Raw genomic sequence first — 2,683 nt, forward strand, 5'->3', positions numbered from 1 at the left:
GCGTTGCCCGAGCCGTCGCCGTACGTCATGCAGAAGCAGCTGTCGTCCCAGAACGCGTTCACGTAGCTGTTGCCGTAGTGGGCGCGGGAGTAGGACGCGACACCGTTGTTCTTGATGCCGTTGCGGCCCAGGACGTTCTTGTAGAAGTCCCAGGTCTCGGCCGCGCCGTAGGCGACGTCCACGGCGGCGGTCTGGCGGCCACCGCTCCAGACGTCGTCGGCGTCGGTGAAGAGGGTGCCGGTGCCCGACGTCTTCTGGTTCAGGTCGTACGTCTTGTGACCGCCGCGCGCGCCGTCGGTCAGGTTGTACGTGCTGCCGCTCTTGGTGGTCGTGAGCGGGACGGTGCCGTTGTACTTGCCGGTGCCGGTGCCGGTCTCGATGGCCTCGTCCCGGAACAGCTCCTTGCCGGTGGCCGCGTCGGTGACGACGTGCAGTTCGCTCGGGGTGCCGTCGGGCTGGAAGCCCTTGACGACGGTCTCCCAGGCGAGGACGGGCGTGCCACTGGCGGCCCAGACGACCTTGCGGGGCGCGGTGCCCGTCTCGGCCTTGGCGGTCTTCTCCGCCGAAGCGGCCTTGAGCGCGGTCGACTTGGCGCCGGAGGCGGTGACGGCGGCGTCGGTGGTGGCCACGGCTATCTTCGCCGAGGTCGCCTTGGTGACGGTCTGCTTGCCGGCCGGGCTCTCGTGGACGACGAGGTCGCCGCCGAGGACGGGCAGGCCCGCGAAGGTCCGCTCGTACCGGGTGTGCACGGTGCCGTCGGCGTCCTTGATGACGTCCCGGACGACCAGCTTCTCCTGCGCGCCGAGACCGAGGGTCTTGGCCTCGCTCGCCGTGTCCGCCTGGGCGGACTGGATGGCGGTCACACGCTGGGCGGCGGTGAACGCCACGGCGACGGCGCCGCTGTCACGGGCGGCGTCGGGCTGGGCGACGGCCGGGCCGCTCTGGAAGGCGACGGCCACCATCGCGGCCGAGGCGACGAGCGCGGCGACGCGGACGGCGTTCTTGCGGGGGGTGGAAGCTACGAGTCTCACTCAGTCTCCAAGAGTGTCGGGCCACCGGTCGGCGGCCCTTGTGGGGGTACGCGGCGGCCGTGGGGTGGGCCGCCTTCCTGGCGCTGGAGCTACACGTGGGTGCCACGCGGATCCACCGCACGGTCTACGCGCGGTGAGCCGTCCAGAGAGTGACATCGAAGAGGCTCGTTCGGACAGATCCGAAACGAGGATTTGACCTTGTGTTGTCAGTTACATGCCACATACGGCGATCAAACGGACGTCCTGACAAGCGAATTGGGCGGCTCCCCGGAGTGGGGAACCGCCCAACTAGGACGTGCGGAGATCAGTGGGCGATGCTGTCGATCAGCTCGCGCGCGCCCTGGCGCAGGAGCGCTACCGCCACGGATGTACCGAGAGTCGCCGGATCCAACCGGCCTGCCCACTCGTGGGCGTTGAGGACCGTTTTGCCGTCGGGGGTGAACACGCAGGCCCGCAGGGAGAGTTCACCGCCTCGCCCGGCCTTCGCGTACCCGGCGATCGGGCTGTTGCAGTGCCCCTGGAGGACGTGGAGGAACATCCGCTCGGCGGTGGCCTCCCGGTGGGTGTCCGGGTCGCCGAGATCGCTGACCGTGTCGATGAGTTCCGTGTCGCCCTCGCGGCACTGGAGGGCGAGGATGCCCGCGCCGATCGGGGGGCACATCGCCTCGGGCGACAGGATCTCGGTGATGACGTCCTCGCGGCCGATGCGGCGGAGGCCGGCGGCGGCGAGAAGGAGCGCGTCGGCCTCGCCCGCGGCGAGCTTCTCCAGCCGGCGGTTGGCGTTGCCGCGGAACGGCACGCACTCCAGGTCCGGGTGGGACGCGGCGAGCTGGGCGACGCGGCGGACCGAGGACGTACCGATCCTGGTGCCCGGGGGCAGTTCGTCGAGCGTGAGGCCGCCGGGGTGGACGAGCGCGTCGCGGATGTCGTCCCGGCGCAGGAAGGCGGCGAAGACGGTGCCGGCCGGCAGCGGCCGGTCCGCGGGCACGTCCTTCACGCAGTGCACGGCCAGGTCCGCCTCGCCGTTCAGCAGGGCCGCGTCGACCTCCTTGGTGAACGCCCCCTTGCCCTCCACCTGGGACAGATCGCCCATCCACTTGTCGCCGGTGGTCTTGACCGGGACGACCTCGGTGGCGATACCGGGGTGGAGCAGGCCCAGTTCGGCACGGACTCGCTCCACCTGGGCGAGGGCCATGGGCGAGTCGCGGGAGACGATACGGATCAGCGCGGGAGCGGACATGGGTCCACGATAGGCCGTCGCCGGCACACTTCGTAACCGAACTTCTGTACCCACCGCCCCAGGCGCCCAAACGACATAGGCCGTCACGGCGGCTCCGCAGGTCACGCGTGTGACGGCGGCGGCGCCGGGTCAGACGACCTTTCTGCGGACCAGATGGCCCAGCACCAGCGCGCCGGGCACGAGGGGCAGCCAGACCGTGATGATGCGGAAGCCGAGGACGGCCGACGTGGCGACGGCGACCGACGCGCCCGCCGTGACCAGCGCCACGACCAGGGCGGCGTCCACCGAGCCGATGCCGCCCGGTGTCGGTACGGCCGCCGCCGCCACGCTCGCCGCGAGGTAGGCGATGGCCACGTGCATGGCCGGTACGGGCACGTGGAGCGCGAGCGCCACCGTGACCAGCCCGGCCGCC

At 71.2% G+C, this 2,683-nt stretch carries 2 protein-coding genes and 1 pseudogene; all 3 read right to left on the minus strand.

The features are described from left to right. Nucleotides 1-1,031 (minus strand): annotated as a pseudogene (locus GT042_RS32390) (peptidase M4 family protein); the annotation flags it as partial. A gap of 304 nt (nt 1,032-1,335) precedes the next feature. Continuing rightward, nucleotides 1,336-2,271, minus strand: a complete 936-nt coding sequence (hemC, locus tag GT042_RS32395) for a hydroxymethylbilane synthase (RefSeq protein ID WP_161312260.1) — start codon at nt 2,269-2,271, stop codon at nt 1,336-1,338. Between the two features lie 129 nt (nt 2,272-2,400). Then, nucleotides 2,401-2,683 (minus strand): lysylphosphatidylglycerol synthase domain-containing protein (locus GT042_RS32400; RefSeq protein ID WP_202534368.1); only part of this gene is annotated, 283 nt, incomplete at its 5' end.

Source organism: Streptomyces sp. SID3212, from assembly GCF_009865405.1.
Lineage (GTDB): Bacteria > Actinomycetota > Actinomycetes > Streptomycetales > Streptomycetaceae > Streptomyces.